The organism is Paenibacillus sp. SYP-B3998 (genome assembly GCF_010820665.1).
Lineage (GTDB): Bacteria > Bacillota > Bacilli > Paenibacillales > NBRC-103111 > Paenibacillus_E.
Genome location: NZ_JAAIKC010000001.1, coordinates 742,814 through 762,443, shown reverse-complemented (window position 1 = coordinate 762,443; position 19,630 = coordinate 742,814). Strand labels below are relative to the sequence as shown.

General features: G+C 44.7%; 14 protein-coding genes. 2 read left to right on the top strand and 12 right to left on the bottom strand.

Annotated features, from left to right (window positions below; translation table 11 throughout):
- Positions 1-54: 54 nt before the first annotated feature.
- From GK047_RS03335 to GK047_RS03300, 8 genes are all read right to left on the bottom strand, one after another.
- Complete coding sequence (locus GK047_RS03335; protein ID WP_163941108.1) at positions 55-870, bottom strand: sporulation protein; 816 nt, start codon at positions 868-870, stop codon at positions 55-57.
- Positions 871-1,024: 154 nt separating this feature from the next.
- Positions 1,025-2,713, bottom strand: coding sequence for a helix-turn-helix domain-containing protein (locus GK047_RS03330; RefSeq protein WP_240343811.1), 1,689 nt, complete (start codon positions 2,711-2,713; stop codon positions 1,025-1,027).
- A gap of 55 nt (positions 2,714-2,768) precedes the next feature.
- On the bottom strand, positions 2,769-3,620 hold the full coding sequence (locus GK047_RS03325) for a carbohydrate ABC transporter permease (protein ID WP_163941102.1): 852 nt from the start codon (positions 3,618-3,620) through the stop codon (positions 2,769-2,771).
- A complete protein-coding gene (locus GK047_RS03320) occupies positions 3,621-4,502 on the bottom strand; it encodes a carbohydrate ABC transporter permease (RefSeq protein WP_163941099.1) in 882 nt (293 codons plus the stop codon). It lies immediately after the preceding gene.
- Positions 4,503-4,595: 93 nt separating this feature from the next.
- A complete protein-coding gene (locus GK047_RS03315) occupies positions 4,596-5,915 on the bottom strand; it encodes an ABC transporter substrate-binding protein (RefSeq protein ID WP_163941095.1) in 1,320 nt (439 codons plus the stop codon).
- Between the two features lie 104 nt (positions 5,916-6,019).
- Positions 6,020-7,816 carry a cache domain-containing sensor histidine kinase gene (locus GK047_RS03310; protein ID WP_163941090.1) on the bottom strand — a complete coding sequence of 599 codons (1,797 nt, stop codon included), beginning with the start codon at positions 7,814-7,816 and terminating at the stop codon, positions 6,020-6,022.
- 312 nt (positions 7,817-8,128) lie between these two features.
- On the bottom strand, positions 8,129-9,079 hold the full coding sequence (gene nudK, locus GK047_RS03305; RefSeq protein WP_163941087.1) for a GDP-mannose pyrophosphatase NudK: 951 nt from the start codon (positions 9,077-9,079) through the stop codon (positions 8,129-8,131).
- On the bottom strand, positions 9,076-10,302 hold the full coding sequence (locus GK047_RS03300) for a MerR family transcriptional regulator (RefSeq protein WP_240343746.1): 1,227 nt from the start codon (positions 10,300-10,302) through the stop codon (positions 9,076-9,078). Before GK047_RS03300 ends, nudK begins: the two co-directional genes overlap by 4 nt.
- A gap of 635 nt (positions 10,303-10,937) precedes the next feature.
- Here GK047_RS03300 and GK047_RS03295 point away from each other — a divergent pair.
- Positions 10,938-12,902 carry an AraC family transcriptional regulator gene (locus GK047_RS03295; protein WP_163941084.1) on the top strand — a complete coding sequence of 655 codons (1,965 nt, stop codon included), beginning with the start codon at positions 10,938-10,940 and terminating at the stop codon, positions 12,900-12,902.
- Positions 12,903-13,467: 565 nt separating this feature from the next.
- Complete coding sequence (locus GK047_RS03290) at positions 13,468-14,670, top strand: oxalate decarboxylase family bicupin (protein ID WP_163941081.1); 1,203 nt, start codon at positions 13,468-13,470, stop codon at positions 14,668-14,670.
- A gap of 418 nt (positions 14,671-15,088) precedes the next feature.
- On the opposite strand, the gene GK047_RS03285 is transcribed toward GK047_RS03290, so the two are convergent.
- From GK047_RS03285 to GK047_RS03270, 4 genes are all read right to left on the bottom strand, one after another.
- The gene (locus tag GK047_RS03285) at positions 15,089-16,153 is read right to left on the bottom strand and encodes a glycoside hydrolase family 18 protein (RefSeq protein ID WP_163941079.1); all 1,065 of its coding nucleotides are present in this window, start codon (positions 16,151-16,153) and stop codon (positions 15,089-15,091) included.
- Between the two features lie 461 nt (positions 16,154-16,614).
- On the bottom strand, positions 16,615-17,544 hold the full coding sequence (locus GK047_RS03280) for an EamA family transporter (RefSeq protein WP_163941076.1): 930 nt from the start codon (positions 17,542-17,544) through the stop codon (positions 16,615-16,617).
- 180 nt (positions 17,545-17,724) lie between these two features.
- Positions 17,725-18,654, bottom strand: coding sequence for a nucleoside hydrolase (locus GK047_RS03275; protein ID WP_163941073.1), 930 nt, complete (start codon positions 18,652-18,654; stop codon positions 17,725-17,727).
- 18 nt (positions 18,655-18,672) lie between these two features.
- The gene (locus GK047_RS03270) at positions 18,673-19,629 is read right to left on the bottom strand and encodes a nucleoside hydrolase (protein WP_481855922.1); all 957 of its coding nucleotides are present in this window, start codon (positions 19,627-19,629) and stop codon (positions 18,673-18,675) included.
- Between the last annotated feature and the right edge of the window lies 1 nt (position 19,630).

Here is a 19,630-nt window from a genome sequence, read left to right as displayed (position 1 = left end):
TAATTGGCTTCCTTTCAAGTTTAAACACCTTCTGTAAATTGCGGATTCCGCCAATTAGTGTTCCAAAAGCTCATCAAAAATTTCTCTAAACCGCTCTGCCATGGCTGAAGCGCCTTCTTCCAGCTCTTCACGACGAAAAGAAATCCGCTCATGCGATTCGTCAGCATCAAGCATATCCGCCAAAAACCCAGTGAAGCCACGCATTTTGCGGTCAAACTCCAAAATGATCTCAACGCCACGTTCATCGGGATAGAACACGAGCTCGACCTCATCGACTGATTTTTTATATTCACTTCTGAAATTCGGTTCAAATTCAAATTTTTGAATAAACGGTAAATGATAATTTCTTTGCGGGTAATATTCATTTTCCGCTTTGCGTACTTGAAATCCTAACGCTTCAAGCGCTTCAAAAATAATAGCTGAGAACGGATGAGCCACAATTTCAATATCGTCACGGTCCGTAGGATCGATCGCGTTGTCCACATCCAATCCCGTATGGATCCAGATCGGATTGATGCCAATCGAAATTGGCGTTTCATGCGGCAGCAAGATGCTAAATGGAATTTCTATGGTTTCACCGGGCATGAAGACAAGGCGTTCGCCCAAAACGAAGTTAGCAATAACGAAAGTTTCTGTTTGAAAATGGATTTCAGTTCGCCCATCACGGTCTTCATCTTTTTCCACCGGCTTGATATATTCCGTTACGAGCTGGAAATACAGTTGATCCACGGTCTGCTCTACGCTTCCGCCTTTGGCAATAACAACGCCTTCTACGACTTCTCCCGGAACAAACACCTCTGTATAAAATTGCGTGTCTACCTCGATATTCCCGATTCCTACTTTGGCTAGCATTTTCTTAAAAAAAGACATCTCACTACTTCCTCCTGCGTCCTAAATTAGATATTTTCTCCTTAAGATTACACGAATTTTGTCGTATAAACCATAAATTTGTTGAAAATTAATATCATAAAAAGAGCTGCCTCAAGAAATCAAGAAAGGTCAGCTCTTTTTGGACCTTCTATGCCTAAGCCTTTCCCAAACTTTCCCGGTAGGCCTTGGGACTGTATCCAGTCATTTTTTTGAACATACGGCTAAAATGCTCAGGGTTCAGATAGCCAATTTTCTCCGAAATATCAGAAATCTTAATCCCCAATTCCAATAATCTTTTTGCCTCTTCAACCCTCAGCCTTGTCAAATAATGAATAAAGTTGCAGCCTACTTCTTTCACAAATTGTTTGCTCAAATAACTCTCGCTCACGCCGACCATCTCACTAATAAGCGTCTGATTGACTTCCTCGCGATAATGCAAGTCAAGAAATCGTTTCGCGTTAGCGATCGGAGTGCTGTAGCGAACAGCGTTATTGGAATTAGTTTCGTGAATCATAGCATGGGTACGAAGCAGAATCTGCTTGACGTAATACAAGCCTTCCTCAAGCGTCCCGATAAGCTTGATTTCGTCAAATGGATTGCTAGCCGTTGGCTGAACCTCTTCCAAGCGAATGCCTTTGGCATAAAGAATTGCGCCAATCTCCCACAAAATATCAATGAAAAAAGCTCTCATGATGTCGGGAGATTTCTGTTTAGTGTTTTGCAAGAGCTTTTCCATTCGTTCGTATACAAGCAGCCATTGTTGCTCATCCGTAAGCTTCAGCGCCTGAAGCACGACTAGACGGTCAGCTTTGAGGTTGTCCCACCACGACTGTTCCTGTTTCCTCATTTGATCGGTCACATTTCCGTTACATGTAGCCGATTCCTGATAAAACAGCTTGCCGAAGCCTTCAAAGTAGCTTCTTCGCGCAAGTTGGCGCGCCTGATGATAAAGGTGGTGCCACTGCGAAACGCCATGACTCAAGTCGCTTATACCTACCGAAATGGCAGCGTTCACATATTGCAGCAACCTAGTCTGAATCATCGTCAATGCGCTGTGAATCTTCTCCCGAATCGCTGACACGCTGCGGTCCTGAGGGAACGCGCAGAACAGCACATATTCGAAATCATCTCGCCGAACCAATTCATGCTTTATCGACGTTTCATGAAGCACTGTATGAATCGTCTGCTGAATAAAACTATGCGACCTTCTTACATCGATATTTTTGGCCACATGGACAACAATAGCCTTTTGATTCGTTTCATTCACGAAAGCAGCTTCTGCCGATAATGCCTTAAATCCCTCAGCATCAAGCTTCGGGTCTACATCAAGCAGCTTTTGAAGCTGCGCGTCCCGATCGATTTGCAGCCCATACTTTTGATTAACCGCATGCTGCTCGCGTTCTTCAAGTGGGAATTCGCCAGTTTCCCCTGTAGTTGAGGCGCTAGAAACCATCCGTAAGCGAACAAGCTCCTCCACTGCTTTGGTCATGACAGGAATAATATGCTCCTCATCCATGTCCACCTTGACAATGTAATCCATCGCCCCTAGCAGAAAAGCTTCTCGTACATAACTATAATCGCTGTAAGCGCTTAGAATTATTGGAACTGGACGTTTACGCAAAGCGGGATCATCCAAAGCCAATGCTTTCAGGAGCTCAATGCCATTCATGCGCGGCATCTGTATATCAACAAGCAGCAGATCAATGTCGCCAGCCTGTTTAAGCATGGCCAGCCCTTCCACGCCATCAGCCGCTTCACACACAATTTCAATATGGAGAGCCTGCCAATTAATCAAATGATGCAAGGCCAAACGAACTAACGGTTCATCGTCAACGATCATCATCTTATACACCCAGTAACCCCCCACATGAAGAACTGCTTCTTAGCCATCTCACAGGCTATCCTTTGATCGCTCCATCCATTAATCCATTGAAGATATACCGTTGGAAGGCAATGTAAAACAGCATGCTCGGCAGCAGCACCATAATAATTCCTGCGCACAAAGCTACCAAATCAGAGCTGCGCTCGCCCACAAAAGCCATGAGCGCCGTCGGTAAAGTTGCCAGCTCCTTTTTGGGCATATATAAATTTTGCAAATAAATATCGTTCATGATCGTGACGCTTTTGAGAATCCCAAGCGTAGCCGTTGCCGGCAGCAGTAAAGGAAAAATAATCGAGCGGAACACACGAAAATAAGATGCGCCATCCATCATCGCGCTCTCATCAAGCTGCGCCGATATCTTTTCCAGAAACTGAATGTAAATATAAATCTGCATAATATCTGTGCCCACATAAATAAGCAGGGGAGCGCCTAGCGTATTGTACAAATGCATAGAATGAATTAATTGAAAGCGCGCGATCTCCGTTGTATAGGTCGGAATAATCATTGAAACCATGAAGAGCAGCAGCACTAATTTCTTGAACTTAAAATCAAAGCGATTAAGCACAAAAGCCGTCATCGTACCGAGCAGCGCATTGCCAGCCATGCTGATGACAACCATCACGACCGTATTGCGCAAACCTAGTAAAATATGTCCTTCGTTGAAGGCTTTAACGTAATTTTCAAAATGGAACCAATTGCTTGGGAAAGAGAACGGCGACGTAGCGGCCAGTTCTGCATTTGTCTTCAAGGAGCCGAATACAACAAGCAAAATAGGTATAAAAACAAGTAAACACATCGCTATAAAAAGTATATAGTATAGCGCATTGCTCAGCAATTGCTGTTTACTCGCCGTTAGGGATCGTTTCATTTAAGACCCGCTCCTATCTTTAATGATCCAATTTTGTAAGGAAGAGAAGCAAATGATCAAGATCAGAAGACTGACTGCCATAGCCGAAGCGAGGCCGTAATTGTTATAAGTAAACGCTGTCTGTAAGGAAAACAACCCGAACGTGGAGCTCGCTGTTCCAGGCCCCCCGCCTGTCATTACGTACGGAATATCGTATTGCAGCAGCGCACCGGAAATGTTTAAGAACAAGATGATTTCCATCACCCGACGTATGCCTGGCAATGTTATTTGACGCAGCTGCGTCCAAAAGCCCGCGCCATCCATTTTGGCAGCCTCATATAAATCCGTTGGAATTGATTGCAATCCGGCTAGCACGAGAATGACATGAACCCCGCTGAAGCGCCAAATAGAAACGGCGACCAGCGAGTAGTTGACTACATGCAGATTGCTTAGCCATCCGGTAATGATGAATTCTAGCCCTATCCATCGAAGCAGCTCATTTAGAGGACCATTCACTGGATTGTAGATATAGCTGAACATGAAAGCAACCGCGATTCCATTAATAATATAAGGCATCAGCACCGTGAACCGGAAAAAGGAACTGCCACGAATTGTCCGATTGAGCAGCACGGCCGTCATCACTTCCACAGGAATAAAAAGTAAGTGCACGACAAAGTAAATGCCATTGTTCCCAATCGCTTGCCACGCATCCGGGAAATCGAAAAGCAGCTTGCGATAGTTTTCCAACCCAATATATATCAAGCCCTCGCTGTATCCATCCCAGTTCGTCATACTGTAGCGAAACAGTTGAAACGTTGGATAGATGAGAAATAAAAGCATGAGTGCAACAGGAACGAATAAAAACGAACAAATGATTACTTTCTTCTGTACGGTGTAGCTCATCTTCACTCACTCCTATGTGTAACGAGATTCAGCTCTCGTTGATATAAAAAGGGTACTATTCCATCTTGCCCAAAATAGTACCCGCTATGATCGTTACTTCGTCGTTGAATCAATGGCTTTCTTCCACTTCTCATTGAGCTCTTTCTCTACTGCGTCAATCGATTTGCCTGCAAAAATACTTTGAGCCGCTTTTTTCGAATCAAACTGCGCAGCGGAGCTTACCTTCGCATAACCTTCATCCGTTCCGTTGTAAACGAAAGGTTTATAGGGATATTTCGTCGTCCACGTATTGAAGAATGGAAGTTCCGCTGACACGCCGTTAACCGTGGAAAACTGCTGGAGCTTATTAATGAAGCTCGTGTACACGTCTTTACTGAACATCCACTCGTAGAACGCCTTGGCTTCATCCACGTTTTTGGAACTTTTATTAATTCCAACATTCATATCCGCCATCATGATGGATTGCAAATCTGTGCTCTCTGAATCCCTGAAAGGTAGCGGAAATACCCCAAGATCGTCATCAGCTTTGACTTTCTCCATGTAAGAAGCGTAATACCACTGGCCGAGTGCAATCATGGCTGACTTCTTAGCCTCAAAAGATTGTGTCGATTGATCAAATGATACCGACAATGCGTCAGGACCTGCGTACTTTTTGTCTGCAATCTCCTTCACTGCTTTTCCAACCTTGTCAAAGGTGCTGCCCGCTGCGAAAGGCGCCGGATTTTTGGCAAGATTGGCAAGATAATTCTCATCGCCCGACAAAATGTGCGGTCCGAACTCCATCAGCGGGTAGAACGTCCAGTCTTCTTTCCCGCCTAGGGATAATGGCGTATACTTGCCGCTAGCTTTCACTTTTTCCATTGTCGCCATGAATTCTGAAAACGTTTTCGGAACTTCGATGCCTAATTCTTTGAAAATACTAGGATGATAGTACACAAATTCTGTGAATGAAACTAAAGGAACGCCTAGTGTCCTGCCATCTACTTTAGTCGGGTATTTGTTCGTTTTAACTGCGTTCAAATCATCCAAAGGCAGCAGCGCTTGCTTATAAATTTGGAAATGCGCAGGCTTCAAATACATGAGATCAGGCAGATCGTTCGCAGCAAGTCTAACTTTGAGATACTGACCGCCATTGTCAGGCACTTTCTCAACTTCGACAGTTACATTTGGCTTCATTTTGGAATATTCCTTTACTTTCTCTGTCCAAAATTCCAAATCGGCTTTCGTGTCCCACATCGCGAGCTTCAACTTCACAGGTTCAGTCGGTTTAGCCGTCTGTGATGCCACTTTGGTCGCTTCCGGCACTGCACTTGCTGACGTAACTGCTTTATTCGCGCCTCCGCAGCCTGTCAAAGCCGTCACAGACACTAACCCCACCAAAGCCAAGGAGCTTACCCATTTTCTCTTCTTCATCGCATTGACCCTCCACCTGATCTCGATTAGGTTATTCGTACCTTGCCTTAATCATAATCGATTCTTTCATACAGCCGAATGATCGTTTTTGCTCTTTTCTTGATCTATTTTGAACTACCCGATTGATCCTCTTCGCGGCTTCGTATGACTGGAACCGTGATTTCCACCTTGGTACCAGACGGTTCTAGTCGTTCTATCGTTACCCCATATTGTTGTCCATAGTGAAGTTGAATGCGGTGATGCACATTGAGAATGCCCATCCCACTGAAGGTATAATCCTGATCAGGGTCTTGCAACTTCTCGATCTGCTCGTCTGAAATTCCGATGCCATCGTCTGCGATGCCAATGCACAACTGTTCACCCTTCTTGTGAATGACAATCCGAATCGTACCGTTCGTCTCTTTGCTCACCAAACCGTGTGTAATGGCATTCTCAAGAATGGGTTGGAGCAATAGTTTCAAAATATAAAGCGGCTTGGCCGATTCATCAACGTCCCATTGCACCTCGAATTTATTCCCATATCTTGTCTCCATGATGAAAATATACTGCTTTAAGTTGTCCACTTCATCGGAGAGCGGCGTTAAGCTGCCGCCTCGGTTAAAGGAAGAAGAAACTAACCGGATCAACGCCTGCGTCATATTGCGAATGTTGTCCACGCGGCTAATGATCGCCATGAGTTTAATAGAATTGAGTGTATTAATAAGAAAATGCGGGTTAATCTGCGATTGCATCGCCGCGAATTCGGCCTTCTGCTTCGCTTTCTCCTGCTGCTCCGTTTGCTTGATGAGCAACTTAATTTGATCCATCATATGGTTGAACGTACGTCCAAGCGTGACGGTTTCGGCGCTCCCGGATGCCTCAATTTTGGCATTGAGATTCCCATCCATTACACGCGACATTTTCACTACAAGCACATGAATGGGCTTCATTAAATTATGTACGAGATAGAAAGAAATGATGAGGAATACAACAATAACGACAAACGTGGCGAAAAGCACTAGTTGGTAAATACTCCGATAATTCGCCGTCAACTCGCTATAGGGGATTTGGTAAACGACCTTCCAATTCGCAATGTCCACCGTTGCAAAAGCAACCAGCATCTTTTGACCATGAATCGTGTCGACGAAGTTCCCCTCACGCTCCGAGGTAATCCGACTCATGAGTGAAGCCTCTATGCCCTGCTCCTTAGGCGGCAAGTTATAACTCGAAGCAATGACATCTCCACCCGTCGTTACGATGCGGAAAGCGGATGATCCGCTGATCGGATTTTGCCACAGTATTTTCTCGAAATGATCCCGACTAAACACAAAATAAATAAAATCAATATCATGTAGCATTTGAAAATAGCTAGGTGAAATGGTCGTTACAATGCTAGTGGATTCGGGTGCCCCGTAGAGCACACCAACTTGCTTACCTAAGAAATGCACGTGGTCCTGCCCGGTGACTGTTGGCTTATACCAGTCCATTTTACGCAGATTTGTATCTTCTATGGCCAAATCTTTTAAGTAGGAGTAAACGCCCCCGCCTTTATAAAAAAAATTAATCGACTGCACCCTTCCTGACATGGAAGAGCTATATTTGCCTAGCGCTTTTGATAAATCAATATAATAGGGCTGCCTCTCGCTCGTCGTTGATTCATGCAGTAAAGTCGCCGTCTCCAGCACTTCAGAATCCATGCCCACCGCAGCGGAAAAGGTCACTACATTGTTTATTTCCTGCTCGATCGAATACGTCACCGCGTGGAGGGTTTGAAGCGTTCTTTCTGTCGTTTGCTGTAGCAAATCTCTTTTATACACCTGAAGTATGGTCGCGCTAATCGTCAAAATGGGCAGCACAACCATCGTAAAAAGCAAAATATAGAGTGTGGTTGACGTTCTCCATGGTTTTTTCAATCGCTTCATGCATACTCGACCTCTCATCATGTAGTAGACAAGGATACTTTCCCAAGTTGTAAAATATCATAGCACAAAATGCTAGACTCCCCACTCTTAGTCCAGAGAAAATAAAGAATTAGACTGCATTACCCAAATTTAAAGGATAATCGTTTTATGCGGAAAAAAAATCCCCTTATTTTAGTTCAACAGTCAGTCATTGACGAAGAACGATAGCTGAATAACAGAAAAAAGCAGCCCCAGACTGTATTGTTCCAGTTTTGGGCTGCTTTTGTTTCACATGCTCCTTAGATAATCCCGTTTTGTTGGTGCGACCCCTGCCTAAGCTAGCACTGGAATTTCACTGAGATCGCGGTATACCCTTTTCCCTTTGGCCTCTGCAGTTCTTACCATTTCATCGGCACCCTTGGACGGCCCTCCTACTCTAAGAACCGCGTCGCAATGGGATAACAGCCGAACGGCCGATGGGTGAAACATACGCTCGAATATCTCATCTCCGAGCTGGTGCGAGCCGGCCGTTTCCATTAGCGGCATGGCGTACCACTCGCCGAGGGCAGGCATATGCCCCATTTCATAAACGCGCAGGGCGGTTTCATTCATTAGCCGCATATTGGCTTCGATTAATACCTTGTCGTCTCCCGTATTGGAACGATAAGGCCCCGCTATTAAGATATGCTGAGGCTTACTCACAGGATGAAGCAACCCGTGCAGTTGGGCATATTGCAGCAGCATAATCGTTTTCGCATCCCGTATTTCACCGTTCTCCGCCATGTTCAGTGCTTGCCCGAAGGGCAGCTCCAGCACGTCGATCTCTTCCTGTTCTTTTTCTACGCCTCCGCCCTGGCCCGTATGCATATGCGGAGTATATTCTGCCACGAAGAAATATAATATTTCCGTAACCGATCCCGGGGACATATAAGCCTCCCCAACCTTGTGAACGTTGGTTACCCGGTATCCAGTTTCCTCTTCCGTTTCACGGCGAATGCAGTCCTCCGGCGAGTCCTTATCCAGCAGCCCTGCGCAAGCCTCGATAAGTATCCCGGTTTCATTTCCATTCATATAGGTCGGCATTCGAAATTGCCGGGTTAGAATTACGGTTTGCTTTTCCCGGTTATACAGCAGAATCACAGCGCCATTGCCGCGGTCATACGCTTCTCTAGCTTGCGTTTCCCAGCTACCGTCGCGCTTTTGATACTTGAAGGTCATTTTTTTTAACAAGTACCAATTGTTTGATAAAATTTCTTCTTTCACCATTTCAATTTTCGGTCTCATAAGTATTTCTCCTTATTCTCATGCATTTTTCTAGCCAAGAAGAATCCCGAATCCTTCGTGATGTAGAGATTTCCTTTTTCCGCTATCTTGGCCCGCAAATAAGTTATGAATTGGTCGAGCTTCGCGCCGATAAGAACCTTCCTCGCGTTCATCGGCGTTGAAGTAATGTATTGGATGAGCGGCTGCACATCGTCAATCAGCATGTAATCCTCAAACCGGATCTGTTCGATCGCGGTAAACGAGGCCTGCAGCGTTTCTCTCCCGTTATCTAGTTGGAAGCGTTCCATCACAGGGTCAAGCACCTGAATATGCGGATCGAAAGCTTGGGTCAACTGCTCGATTTCTTGCAAATGACTTTTGCTCATCGTTGAGGCGTACAAGCAGCCGCCCGGCTTCAGCACACGGTACATCTCTGATACGGCCTGGTTAATATCGAGCACATGATAAAGCATGTGATTAGCTATCACGATATCGAACTCGTTTTCGTGGAAAGGAATTTCCTGGGCGTCGGCAAGCAGAAATTTGAACTGCCCGCTATGCGCACCCAAGCTCATCCGGGCCTCCTCAAGCATCCCTGCCGACAGATCCGTAAGCGTAATGCTCCAGGTTTCTGGAACGAGGTTCGCATTCCTTCTCCATAAGGCCGCATCACCACAGCCGAGCTCCAATACCTTTAGACGGGGAAGCGAGCCCAGATGCTCAAAGAACCACCGATGCCATCCGATCATGTTCCAACTAAACTGATCGTACAGCCGTATTCTCGCCTGCAGCCGAATCGCATTATGGTACTGCTCACTCCAGTCCTTTTCCTTATGAATCGTCTGGATAATGTCCGCTAAACCTTCCCAATTTACTTCCTGTCCCTGTTCATCCATCATACCCAGCGCTTCTTCAATGGCTTTGGATACGTATTGCATATGAGCGATTTTGTATTGAATGATTCCTTTTTGCATCTTCAATGAACTTCCCATGTCTTGTTCGGGGGCGGTGTCGTCTAGGATAAATTGCCTGATCTCGGCCAAGGACAACCCGATATACTTAAGCATCTGGATCTTTTGCAGCCGTACCACATCTTCTTTACTGTAGAGGCGGCCGGATGCATGGTTGTATTGTGTCGGCTTTAGCAAACCGATCTTGTCGTAGTAGCGAAGCGTTCTCAGAGTCATCCCTGTTCGCTGCGCGAGTTGACCCGTTGTCAAGTATTGATATTCCTCCGGCTTCAAGCACTCGTCCTCCTCTCGTTATTTCTATTATATTCGGTGACGTTACGTCACCTTCAAGCTTTATTTAAGAGCCTCAGAAACGGGACAGCCATCCGTTGATCTGTTAAAAATCTACGTTCTCAGTTTACACATGAAAGAGATCAACCCAATAGACCTTGGCATTGACAAGGTCTTGTTGCATGCAAAGTTTGCTTCAGCTTAGTTAACCGGCGAAAAAGTGCCAATTTCATGCCCTTCGGGTGCCATGTGTCATGCTTCGATCCGCGTAACTTTATCGCCTGTTACAAGTCTTTGGTGGTCGTATGTGACCTCTCTGGTCTTTACATAATCCATAATATTTCCCCTCTTTCGATGTAATTTCCTTCTCCCTAGTGTTATGGATTCCGGAAACAAGGTCTATAAACCAGCAAGAAAATTAAGCGCCTGTTTTCACGAATCAAAATATATGGCTACTCAAAGGAAAAAAATGACTTTCGTGACCCGATTGTTGGAATTGAAAGACCTTCTCTTTTTCGATACAATGTAAGTGAGAATGATTCTCAAAAATCTCCTTTACGCCGACATTCCCCTTCCAAGTATTGAGGAATATCTACTTGTCGGCTGCGTGAGAAGAGAAAGGATCTGAAAAGTAGCAAATGAACATCAATGATCACATCCAGTTATGGAATCAGGCTAATGTTAGAGTTCTTGATGTCAGGCATAACGTGTTGGAGACAGGCGAGCGCTTGCACAGGTACACAATTCCCGCCAGTGCCTTTGTTTATGCTGCGCTCGGCAGAGGTAAGTTATGGCTGGACGGGGATGTCCATTATGCCGACAGGTTTTATGTATTGCATGGAGGGAAAGGGGCATGCTTGGAAATTGAAGCGGAGACACTTTTTGAATACTATCTGATTCTATATAAGGCTTTATTGCCACAAAACTGCCTCTATGAATTTCAAATACTTTTGCAAAGCGATAATCCATTCGAGCAGTCATTCGGCTTCGTGCCGCATGATGCTCTAGAATTATTGGAATTCATACAAAATATGCATCGGGATTGGAGTCAAACAGGCGGGTTGGACAAATTGCAGGTTAGGGGAGTCTTTTACCAATTTGTACATAGGTTACTGCGTCAGATACAGCTCAGTCCTGGGGAGATTAGTCAACACAGTTTGGTAGAGCAGGTGTTGCGCTTTTTATCTGAGCATTATCAAGAATCGAAATCCATAGAGTCATTGTCTTTGCAACTCAATTACAGTCCGCAGTATCTGTCGCGTAAGTTCAAGGAGCAGACCGGACTCAGCCCTAACGAGTATAAATTAAAGCTACGTATGGAGAAAGCGCAGCGTCTACTGATTACAACAGATGCGACTTTGCAGGAAATCGCGAGCAGTGTAGGATACCTGGATCTGTTTTATTTTAATCGTATGTTCAAAAAATATGCGGGCATCGCCCCCGGCCAATTCAGAAATAAACATATAGCCCGTCATGATCAGAGTTCTAATCATACAAAAAAGGCGTTAAAAAACTCCATTGTTATCCACTCCTCTAAAACCTATATTGATTATGACAATGAAAATCATTATCAGTATATGAAAAAAGGGGATTACACCATGCATAAAGTCTACAATGCCATTATTTTATCCACGCTATGGCTGTGTTTCAGTATTATACTCAGCGCATGCGCTGCCGGTAGTAATGCTCCTGCCAGCACGAGTTCGAACAGTTCGGAAGGAACAAAGACGTCTTCAAGTAATCTATCTACCAATAGTCCCACCGATGCTGCGCAACCCTCTCAAACCAAAACGATATCTACTCATTTTGGTGATATTAACATTCCGCTGGTACCGAAGCGAGTTGCTGCGGTAGACTATCTAGGTACCGTTATCGCATTGGGCATTAAACCGATCGGTTCGAATAATTTGTTGATGCAAAGTCCCTACCTGAAGGGTCATTTAGTAGGTGTTGAAGGGATCGGAGACTCTCTTGAGAAGCTGCTAACCATGGAACCGGATCTCATCATTACACATACTACCAAGCAGGAGGTCTATGATAAATATAGTCAAATTGCACCGACAGTATCAGTAGCCTCTAATACCTTCAACAGTGTTCATGAGGAAATGACCTACTTTGGAAATGTGCTGGGCAAAGAGACTGAAGCGGCTGAATGGCTGAGTCAATATGATAAACAAATAGCTGTGGCTAAAACCAAAGTTGAAGAGGTTTTGCCTAAAGATGCCACATTCTCTGTATTTCAGGAGTATGATGGACAGGTGTTCGTGTTCGGCGCCAAATCAGGTCGCGGTGGCAGAATTATTTATCAAGCGCTGGGCCTTGATGCTCCAGCTGCCCTTCCTGAGAAGGTGATGGAGAAGACATACTCTGAAACATCTTTGGAAAAGCTGCCGGAATATGCCGGAGACTACATCGTGCTGACCACTGAATCTTCGATGGAGAGATTACAAAAGGACCCTGTATGGGGTTCCCTAAAGGCCGTTCGCGAGGGCCGAGTCTATCTATGGGGGGAGGATCGTTCTTGGTACCGTGATCCTATCGCGCTCCTCTCTCAGACCCAGGATCTGACTGATTGGATTGTCAATCTTTCACAGCAGAAATAGGTATTCGATTTTAATCTTAATCTGGATGCTAGGTTCGAATATTCTTGGGGGTAGGCAGGTCCGAATACCGACTATAAAATGATTTTGGAGTCACTCAAATAATCAGACAACGCAGGTAGACGCTGTTGGGTCTGATTATTTGATTCAAGGATGGTTTAACGCAATTTGTTGGGAACTAAATAAATCGATTACAGTGAAAAGAAGAGGACAATCCAACAGGAGGCCCCCCCCCGATCATGAAGAAGCCAGTGTTGGCTTCTTCAACGGAGGAAAAGGTGAACGCGTTCATTCGAGCCTACATTTATAGAAGGAATTACATGTCCAATGACACAAAAGTACCTTCATATTTCTTTCAGTAAAAGCCCGAGAAATCAGGCTTTTTTATTTTTATGTAGAGAGATTTGTGTCAATTTCAAAATGCACAAATCTCCCTACATTGTAGTATTGTGATGCAAACATTGACCTATAATCTCTTCAGAAGATAAATCATTAACACAGAACCTGTATCATATATTTTTTAGAAAAAGTATACAGAGAGTGTCATCTAATGAGAGGAGACTACGAAATGGAAATTCCGAAACGGAATCAAGGTATGTACGGAAATGTCCCACAGCCCATCCGAATTGACGGCGCTGGCGGGATTGATAACGGTCCTAGGGATATTATGCGGGATATTGAAAACCCTAACATGCTAGTTCCACCAATAACGGATTCAGGCTTGCTCCCTAATATGAGATTTTCATTCTCAGACACTTCTATGACATTAAGTCACGGGGGGTGGTCACGGGAAATCACCGTCAGGGAGCTACCCATTGCGACCACGCTTGCAGGTGTAAATATGAGTTTGACGCCAGGCGGTGTAAGGGAACTGCATTGGCACCAACAAGCTGAATGGTCTTATATGCTCTTAGGTCGCGCACGAATTACATCGGTAGATCAGAATGGTCGCAATTTTATTGCGGATGTCGGTCCAGGAGATTTGTGGTACTTCCCACCGGGTATTCCCCACTCCATTCAAGGCTTAGAGGAAGGTTGCGAATTTCTGCTTGTTTTTGATGATGGTACATTTTCAGACCTCAATACGTTATCCATTTCAGATTGGTTCGCACATACACCCAAAGAAGTGTTATCTGCTAACTTTGGGGTTCCTATCAGCGCATTTGATCACATTCCATCCGAACAACTGTATATATATCAAGACAACGTACCAGGACCGCTAGAATCACAACAAGTTCAATCGCCTTATGGCACGATTCCCCAAAGTTTTACGCATCATTTATTGTCGCAACCGCCAATTAAAACACCTGGCGGAAGCGTACGAATCGTAGACTCTTCTAATTTTCCTATATCAAAAAATATCGCAGCGGCGCTTGTTGAGATTGAACCGGGCGCAATGAGAGAACTACATTGGCATCCGAATAACGATGAGTGGCAGTATTACCTTACCGGACAGGGACGCATGACAGTATTTACTGGAAATGGTACAGCACGTACATTTGATTATAGAGCTGGTGATGTCGGCTATGTACCATTTGCTACTGGGCACTATATTCAGAATACCGGCAATCAAACTCTATGGTTTTTGGAAATTTTCAAGAGCGACCGATTTGTTGATGTGTCGTTAAACCAATGGATGGCGCTTACCCCTCGCGACCTGGTTAGAAACAATTTGCATGTTGGACCAGAATTATTGGATTATTTACGCAAGGAGAAATGGCCTGTCGTCAAATATCCGGGGTTTTCCTACTACCCCAAAAACACGAACTGAAATTGGCTTCGTCCCCAAGGTTCATTGATCAATGGTGTTTCTAATGAGAATTTTATAATCGGAGAAATCAGCGTGTAGAACCCTTTATTTTATTTGATTTTCTTATGTTTAGGTCTTGCTAATATTCAGTCTAAGACTTTATTTACTTTTAACACTCTTTTCTTACACCCCTAATAAATTTAGGTAATATTGTTATTTTTGTATTTAAAAGGACATTTATATCAAAGAACATTTACTGTGGGGGTATTTCCCCGGAAATAACTACAGCGGTAACTCCCCTTGGCTGCGAAGGGGCGGTAGATTTAACCAAGCGGCTTGGTATCCCTATTGCTACTGTTGATGAGAACGTAAAAAAAGCCTTATTTGCCCACGATAATTGGCAAAAAAGGCTTAGCACTTACATTGCGAGATAAGCTTTTTACTTGATCGTTTCTTGATAAATAGCGTCAAGCAGCTCTCCATTCAGATTCTGACCATACTCCCAGAACATTACGCCACCGAGACCATTTTGCTTCGCATAATTCGTTTTGGCTGTCAGCGATTGGGCATCGTCATAGCTGATGAAACCCGTCCCCTTTGTCAAATAAGGAGCTTGCGCTGTGTCATCCCATTTACGCACCCAACCATTCTTGTTAATAAAGCCAGCTTTCAGATCATCATAAGATAAGTCATCCTGCGAACCACGGGTATAGAATGCGCCTCCGATTACTAATTTGCTAGCAGGAACACCTTGACTCTTATAAAATTTAACCGATTTATCAACACTGAATTGTGTGTTCAGTGAGGACGTATAAAGGTTCGAATGATGCGATTTATTGTTTGGCTGCATATCGTAAGTCATTACGTTAATGAAATCAAAATACTTATTTACAGCTGCCAGATCCAGGTAGTGAAGACCATAGTCATCAGAACCTGTAGCCGTTGTTATGATATATTTGTTGCTAGAACGACCGTCAGCAACGCTTGCCGCATCCAAAACGATTCTGAGTTTTGCCAAAAGCTTGGTATAGTTCGCTTTATCGGTGTTATTTTGCGGAAACTCCCAATCCACATCAATGCCATCCAAATGGTTGTCGCGAATATACTTCACCACGCTATTTGCAAATGCAGTGCGGTTAGCTTCTGTAGATGATGCTGGAGAAAAGTTAGCGCTGTTGCCGTCCCCGCCAACGGAGATACTAATTTTAAGATTGGGATTCTTTGATTTCAGTGAGACCAATTGACCAAGCTGCGTCTTATCGCCGCCTGATACATTCCCTGTTTTGGAAACGCTTGCAAATGCATAGAAAATGTTTGTCAGCTTTTGCGCAGGTACGGTATTCACATTGGGAAAGTGATAATCAGTTATATATGCACCAATAATTTTGCCATTGATTCCTACAGCTCCGACAGTGGATGTGCCCAATAAAGTAAAAACAAGAATGACAAGCATCAAGATCGAAGCTAGCTTTTTAAGAGATTTTGCTTTCATGAAATTTTTCATAAATTAAAAACTCCTTTACAAAAATAGTATTTTATTTAAGATTAACCTACCATTTCTTGCTACTTTCAAACTTAATAAATGCTACTTCTCTGTTATTATTTCTGGGTGAAATCCTTTTTCATAAACACAGCTCCTCGCACATTATTTTAAGGTTCATACAGCGAATAAAATTAAAGCGCTTTAATTTTTGAGAGGAGCATCCTCCTTCCTTATTTAGTTATAAACTATATCTCGCTTTTACGTATTTATCAACATAAAAATCAGTATCTGCCGAAACTTTAGAGAACGCTTTCAAATTGAATGATTTATCACTATGGCCTTTCGCACCAAGAGTGAAAAAGTCAATTACGAAAAATAAAAAAAGCACGAAAAAAACAAACAGAAATACGAACAAAACGAACAAAAAAAGATGAACACGAAATCTTTACGATTTCGCATCCATCTTGATTAATTACCAGCAATCACGCGCTTGCATTCGCCCGGCTAAGAATAGCTTGTTTTTTTTTTCGCTTCATCAACTCAGGAAGGGCAATACCGAACATGGTCACTGCTACGCCAAGCCATTGGAGCCAGTTAACGGCCTCATTCAACACAACATATGACATAACAACGGCAGTAGGCAATTCAGCTGCGCTCAAAATCGTAGCCAGACCGCCTCCAACTTTCGGTACGCCAATTGCGTAAAATAACGGTGGAATGACAACGCCGAATAGCGCAAGCAGCAGCGCCCACGGCAGCAACTCTTGGTGCAAAGCTCCGTTCACCAGAAAGTGAGGCGGGAAAATTAACATAACCAATATAAAGGAGCCTGTTAGCATGATCGCACTGCGTGTGATCGGTGCGACATCTTTTGCTGTTTTTCCGCTAAACCAGATGAATAACGCATATGTAACAGCAGATAACAGACCAAGCGTAATCCCAATCCACGAAACAGCCTGCTGTCCGCCCCCTATATAGCCGCTTGCCATAATAATCCCGATAAATAAAATAACGAGCGAGAAAAGCTTGTCCTTACCAGGACGTTTACGCTCGAGGATAGCTTCCAATAAGATGCCCATCCAAGTAAATTGAAACAGTAGAATGATTGCAAATGAAGCTGAAATGTACTGAAGTGCCGCATAATACAGCATTCCTGTTAAACCTGTTGTTGTCCCAACCGCCATGAGCGAGAATACTTGACGCCGCGTAACCTTAAACGAGCTTGAAGCTGATGCCTGTTTAGTCGATTTTGCGGTTACGAATACTAAGAACCATAACATAAGTACACCGAATAAATTTTGACTGCCAACGACTTCGCCAACGTTGAAGCCCGATTCATAGGCTTTCTTTACAAACGTTGATAACAACCCGAAGCTGCAAGCTCCGGCTAACACAAATAAAATGTATTTCATGATGCCTCCCTGGAAAAAGAAAAAACGGACTGAGCCCAGACCGAAAGATAGTCGAGAACCAGGTGTTACAAAGCCCTGCCAGCTCATTGATCTTCCGTCTAACGGGCTGTCCTAGTCCGTCACGCTTTTGTTATTATGCCATTATATAAAAAATTTACGAATAAATCGAGCCGCTTCCATTTAAACGACTCTGCTGAGAAAATGTTCCAGGAAACGTTCAGTATCTACCTTTAAACATACTTGCATGTTGGGTTCATGCGCCGGCTTGCTCCGCAAATCCCCAATCGTTCTGCCCAAGGAATGAAAGCCGTCCAAATCAACCCTGACATAAAGCGGTTCAGTCGTAACAAAATCCGGACAAATGGCCACGCCCACGGCAAGTGGGTCATGTAGGCCGCAGCCCCCGATGCCTGGGTAAAAATCTTCATACGCATCGATATAAAATTCCGTCATATCCGCCATTAACGTGCCCAACTCAGTTCCTTTACTGCGCCATGCTTGAACATCTTTCTTGGGCAGCAGGGTTTCCATCGTCACGTCGAGACCGACGAGCGTGATTGGAATCCCTGAAGCAAATACATAGTCCGCCGCTTCCGGGTCGGCGTAGATGTTAGCTTCAGCATGCGGCGTCACGTTTCCTGCGCGCTTCACTGCTCCCCCCATAACAATCACATTGTCGACCAAATTAACAATATCCGGGGCCTGCATAATAGCAAGCGCCAAATTGGTCATAGCTGCTACTGTGATGATCGTGACCTGATGCGGTTTACTCCGCACTTGATCGATAATAAACTGCGGCGCATATTGCGACAATGCCTTTCTCGTAGGTAGGTTAGTAAGCGTATTGCCGATGCCGTCTTCCCCATGAATATGGGTCGCATTCGCCTTCACACGGCTTACGAATAGCGGTTTAGTTGCACCTGGAATGACTGGAACAGCGCTGTCCAGATGCTCCAGAACAAGCAGTGTATTCCGTGTTGCCTCTTCTACGGTCACGTTACCAAAGCAAGTCGTCAGCCCTAGCAATTCAAGCTCAGGCGAATTAACAGCATAACTGATCGCGAGTGCGTCGTCAATGCCAGTATCCACATCCAAAATAATCGGTTTCATTACGTATTTCTCCCCTCGTTAGCTCTTCAATGTGTTTATGAAATAGTCAAGAAACCGCGGACTGTCGACGCCTAAAGCAACAGATGCATTCGTAACGGGAACTGTTCTGCGGAAATCAACCAATGTAGCTCCGTAAGACATAGTTCCTTTTGTTTCAATTCGAACGTAATGCTCTTCCGTCGCAACCAAATCCGGAAAAGCTGCGACCGCAACGGCCAGCGGATCGTGCAGCGGAGAGCCGTAGAAGCCATTTTGCTTCTCATACGCTTCGAAATAAAACTTAAAGGCTTCGCCGATAAAGGCTGCCGCCTTTTCATTGCCAGGAACGGGTGACGCCATTAGCTGAAGACGCTCTGTCTCGCCAATGATTGTTTGCATGGTGACATCGAGACCGACGAGCGTAATCGGGATGCCGGATTCGAACACGCGATGCGCGGCTTCCGCATCGCCTGAGATGTTCGCCTCGGCTACAGGAGTAACGTTGCCGGGTACTTTTACCGCTCCACCCATAATGACAAGCCGCTTCACTTTGGAAGCGATAGAGGGATCTTGGGCGAGGGCGATCGCCAGGTTCGTCATCCGTCCCACGAACACAAGCGTCAGCTCATTCGGGTGCGTGTTGACCATGCGGACGATGAATTCGGCGGCGCTCTCCGCAAGGGGCTTGCCCTTAGGCATCGGCAGCTCGCAATTGCCGATACCGTTATTGCCGTGAATGTGCGTGACAGGGCCCCTCCATTCACGGACTAGTGGACGATCGGCTCCCATCGCGACGGGTACTTCATAAGGAACACCAGACACTTCAATCACCTGAAGCGTGTTCCGGGTTGCTTGCGCAACATCAGTGTTACCGAATACCGTGGTAATGCCTTCTACTTTAATGTGCTTCGTTTTCAAGGCGAGCAGAATTGCCATTGAATCATCTATGCCTGTATCGACGTCAAGGATCATGCGAACATTTTGCAATATGAACACC